We start from the raw sequence: 3,701 nt of genomic DNA on the forward strand, positions 1-3,701 counted from the left end.
GCAGCGCGGGCAGTCGATCTGCTCCGAGCAGCGGGTGCAGGCGGCGAGCGGCTCGCGGTGGCGGGTGCAGACCTCGGCGACGAAAGCGCCGGGCTCGTCGGCGTAGTCGCGGGCCAGGGCGGCGTCAGCCATCCCGGCAGCGTCGTACCGGCCGCAGTCGCCGCTGAACTGGGCGAGGATCTGTCGCTCGGCGTTGAAGACGGCCCACATCAGCGGTGCCCCCGTCGCTTGCTGCGGTCGAGCTCCTCGCGTCGTGCGGCGGCGTCGCGGGCCTCGACGCCGCCCGCGTACTCCTCGGCACAGCGGTCGAGCGTCGCGGGCTCCTCCATGGCGGAGCGCGACGACGTAGTGGGGTCGGGGGGCTCGGCGGGCTGGGGGTGGGTACGCTCCATGGCGGACCGCTCCTTCGTCGCAGTTGTGGGTGGTCTGGCCCCGGCCCATCACGGCGTTGCAGCGCCGGGCCGGGGCCGTCGTGTTGTTCCGGATCCAAGGTAGCGACTTCATAGCCATATGGCTATGAAGTCAGGAAGAATGGTGCCCGTGGCCGACGAAGAGGGAGGGCCTGAGATGGTCTCGTTCCGCGAGCTGGCCCGACGGCTTGTCGCCGAAGGCGTCGTTGACGGGATCAGCCACCAGCGCGTATCCCAACTGCACCGCGACGACCCTGACTTCCCGCCGGTCGTTCAGATCGGACGCGCGAAGGCGGTGGACTGGAAGCAGGCAGTCCCGTACTTCCGGACACGCGTCAAGCGCCAAGGGCGGCGGACCGATCTCCAGAGGAAGGCGACGGCCTGGAACGACAACGGCGCTGCGGGGCCGTCTGGCGGTCGCTGACGGGTCAGGGTGTACTTCGTCCCTCCTCACGCTGACACCCCCAGGGGAACCCCGGTGCGTCCGGCGCGGTGAACAAACGAACTATTACGCGCCGTTCCTCGACAGCATCCGGCCATCCGATGCGGGAGGTGCATGCGGCGCGAGTGTTCTCTCCAGTGTCATGGGCGGCCGGTGGGTGCATGGCCCACCGGTGAGACGCTCAAGGGGGGACCTTGAAATCCGCAAGGCTGGCAAGACGAATAACCGGCGCGCTGGCCGCCGCCACGGCGACGGCCCTGCTGCTCCCATCCTCCGCAGCAACTGCCGCCGACCCGAAGGGCGGTGAGCTGCGGGCAGAGACGTACGTTGTCCCCGTTGGCACGCCGGCCCCATCGCTCGACGAGCTGCGGGACGGTTCGGGGACCGCGCGACTGGAGGCGGCGGCTCAAGCTGCCGCAGGCCCGGTGACCGCGCAAGAGACCGTAGGCCCTGCCGCAGAGTACGCGCCGAAGGCGAAGGAGCCGTCGGCTGCGCCGGCCTTCACCGCGCCAGTGGCAACGGCTGCTGCGGTAAAGAAGCTTGAGTATCCGGACCCGCCTCGGTCCATGTCGCTGAAGGAATGCCAGGACAACCTGAAGGGGGGTGCTCCTTTCTACGTCAAGTCCCGCTTCGTCGCCTGTACCGGCAAGGGCATCGGAGTTACCTTCTGGAAGGACAGGAAGCCGGTCGGTACCAGCTTTCTCAACTTCTACATCCGCGGGTCCGTCGTGAAGGATACGGATCGAACGATCCGGTTCGAGTACGATGTCGCCCAATTCAAGGTGTCGGGAAAGCCTCCAACGTCGGGGCAGCTGTTCCGGATCGACTACCACCTGCGTAAGATCTGGCCCGCGAGCGCCAAGGCCAAGAATGGCGGCAACATGCCGGGTGCCAAGTCCTTCGATGACCTCAGGCGCATGAAGCCGGCACACTTCCTCCACACCGTTGATGTTGCACCGGGGCAAGGGTCTGGGCCGGCCGACCTGGTGCAGAGTGTGTACGCACCGAGGATCAAGGTGGAACTCCCGAAGCCCTACGTCGGAGGCGGCACGTCCGAGGCCCCCCTGCTCGCCCCCCAGTGGGACGCAGCCAAGCACCTGAAGAACTCCACTGGCGCGCGGCGCGGTGCCGCTGCGTTCTCCTACATTTCAACGCTGCACTACAGCACGAAGCCCGGTGCGCCCGAGAAGGCCGTTGCGGAGCACCTGAAGAAAGCATTCGCCAACCCTGGGGCCACGAAGCCGGTCAACGCCAAGAAGAACGTCCCGGGTCAGGATGTCAAGCGGCCTTTGCACCGGTTGGCTGAAGGTGATCGGTCGAGGAAGAACCGCAGGGTGTCGATTGCTCAATGTGTTCGCTACTGGGGAAAGAAGTATTCGCAGGGGAACAAGCTTCAGTGCGACGAGTTCCCCTTCGCGTCAACCTACGAGGGCGCAGCCCAGCCCCAGTACGACTCTGGGGCGGTGAAGGATAACTTCTCGGTTCAGCCGTTGGTTGCGAAGGAGAACCAGAACGCGGGCAGCCTCTTGAGGAGCTTCCTTCAGAAGTACCGGATCCTCTTCGGGAACGACGACGCTTATATCGTGAAGGTCGACTGATCCGAAACGGGGGGCGGTGTATCCGCCCCCCGTTTTACTTTCGCCAGAATTGCAGAAGGTACTGTTCGACACCGTCCGCGTCCTCGCCCTGCTCCTCCAGCTCCGCAACTTCGCTGCGGCCCGAGGATGCCACGCGGACACCCCAGGTGCCGCCCGTCTCACCGAGCTGCACCACATCCTCGGTCTTGCCCATGTCCCAGAAGATGAGCTCTCCGCCGACCGTCGTCAGCGTGTCTTCTGCCTGATCCTCCCAGCGGCCCGCCTCCTCCGCCGTGGGCGCACCGTCCCATACCTCGACGATGGCGTGGGCGGCGTGGGTGTGTCCGCCGCTGAAGAAGTCCAGCCGCCCGGGGCGGACGTGGAGGAACTGACCGTACTCGGGCGGGTCGTCGGGGTACGACACCGGCACGTTCGACTCGTCGGTCTCTTGGAGCCCGAAGCTGTGAAAGGTGACGTTGATCTCGAACTCCTGCCGGGTTAACCGACGCGCCATCGCAATTGCCCTTTCATTCAGTGGCACTTGAGGATCGATCGTAGGCATGGTTGCGCTGCCTGGGAACAGCACCAGCCGTTGCTCAGGCTGCGGCCGTCAGGCAGCCCGCCGCAGTGAGCAGGATCGTCCCGGCAACGATGAGGTCCACGGCGGCGCGGACGCACAGGTACTTGCGTCGAGCCAAGGTGGCTAGGGTTCGGGCTTCCGCGGCCTGGTTGGGGCCGGTCAGCTCGGCAGCGAGTTGATGCTCCGGGATGCGGTCCCAGGTCGGCCAGCCTGGCCCGTGGAGAGAGGGGCGGACCGCGAGGAGTAGGAGCAGTGTGGCGGCGAGGAACGCGGCGGCGCCGGCTGCCCCGGTCCAGGTTGCGGGGCCCGGCAGGCGGAGGGTGGTGGCGGTGAGGACGGCGGCGAGCGCGGCGCTGGCCAGCGCGAGGAGCACGCTGGCCTTCGTGTCCACGCGGGCAATGTCGTTGCGTAGAGCGATGATTCGGGCCTGGTCGTCGGGTTCAGTGTTCATGAGCGCCCCCAAGTCAGAGCCCCGTCCCGGTGGGACGGGGCTTCGGTGGTTGTGGTGGTCGACCGCTTGGCGGCGGTAGTGCTCAGTTGCAGGCGGTGGAGCGGGTGATGGAGGCGCGACGGACGCACTGCGGGCCGGGGAGGTCGCCCCACGGGTCGGTGAGCAAGTAGCGGGTGTCGGTGGGGCTGAGGTCGTGCCGGAGGCGGCAGACCGAGCAGGGGCAGGGCACGGCGAGGTAGAA

General features: G+C 67.0%; 6 protein-coding genes. 2 read left to right on the plus strand and 4 right to left on the minus strand.

Translation table 11 applies throughout. The annotated features are described in order from the left end of the window. Together I5Q34_RS32665 and I5Q34_RS32670 are read right to left on the minus strand one after the other, a co-directional pair. Positions 1 to 210, minus strand: a 210-nt coding sequence (locus tag I5Q34_RS32665; RefSeq protein ID WP_199896126.1) for a hypothetical protein, incomplete at its 3' end; no start/stop codon positions are given. Then, positions 210 to 392: a hypothetical protein gene (locus tag I5Q34_RS32670; protein WP_199896127.1), complete on the minus strand. Its 183-nt coding sequence runs from the start codon at positions 390 to 392 to the stop codon at positions 210 to 212. The genes I5Q34_RS32665 and I5Q34_RS32670, both read right to left, overlap by 1 nt. 139 nt (positions 393 to 531) lie before the next feature. Between I5Q34_RS32670 and I5Q34_RS32675 the strand changes: the two genes are divergently transcribed. Both I5Q34_RS32675 and I5Q34_RS35330 read left to right on the plus strand, forming a co-directional pair. Then, positions 532 to 834, plus strand: coding sequence for a hypothetical protein (locus I5Q34_RS32675; protein ID WP_234429884.1), 303 nt, complete (start codon positions 532 to 534; stop codon positions 832 to 834). A 212-nt stretch (positions 835 to 1,046) separates the two neighbouring features. Next, the gene (locus I5Q34_RS35330) at positions 1,047 to 2,450 is read left to right on the plus strand and encodes a hypothetical protein (protein WP_234429885.1); all 1,404 of its coding nucleotides are present in this window, start codon (positions 1,047 to 1,049) and stop codon (positions 2,448 to 2,450) included. A gap of 34 nt (positions 2,451 to 2,484) precedes the next feature. On the opposite strand, the gene I5Q34_RS32685 is transcribed toward I5Q34_RS35330, so the two are convergent. After that, on the minus strand, positions 2,485 to 2,991 hold the full coding sequence (locus tag I5Q34_RS32685; RefSeq protein ID WP_199896128.1) for a hypothetical protein: 507 nt from the start codon (positions 2,989 to 2,991) through the stop codon (positions 2,485 to 2,487). 34 nt (positions 2,992 to 3,025) lie between these two features. Then, positions 3,026 to 3,460 (minus strand): Pycsar system effector family protein, encoded by a 435-nt coding sequence (locus tag I5Q34_RS32690; protein WP_199896129.1) that lies wholly within the window; start codon positions 3,458 to 3,460, stop codon positions 3,026 to 3,028. Positions 3,461 to 3,701: the final 241 nt, after the last annotated feature.

This window comes from Streptomyces sp. AV19 (assembly GCF_015999245.1).
Lineage (GTDB): Bacteria > Actinomycetota > Actinomycetes > Streptomycetales > Streptomycetaceae > Streptomyces.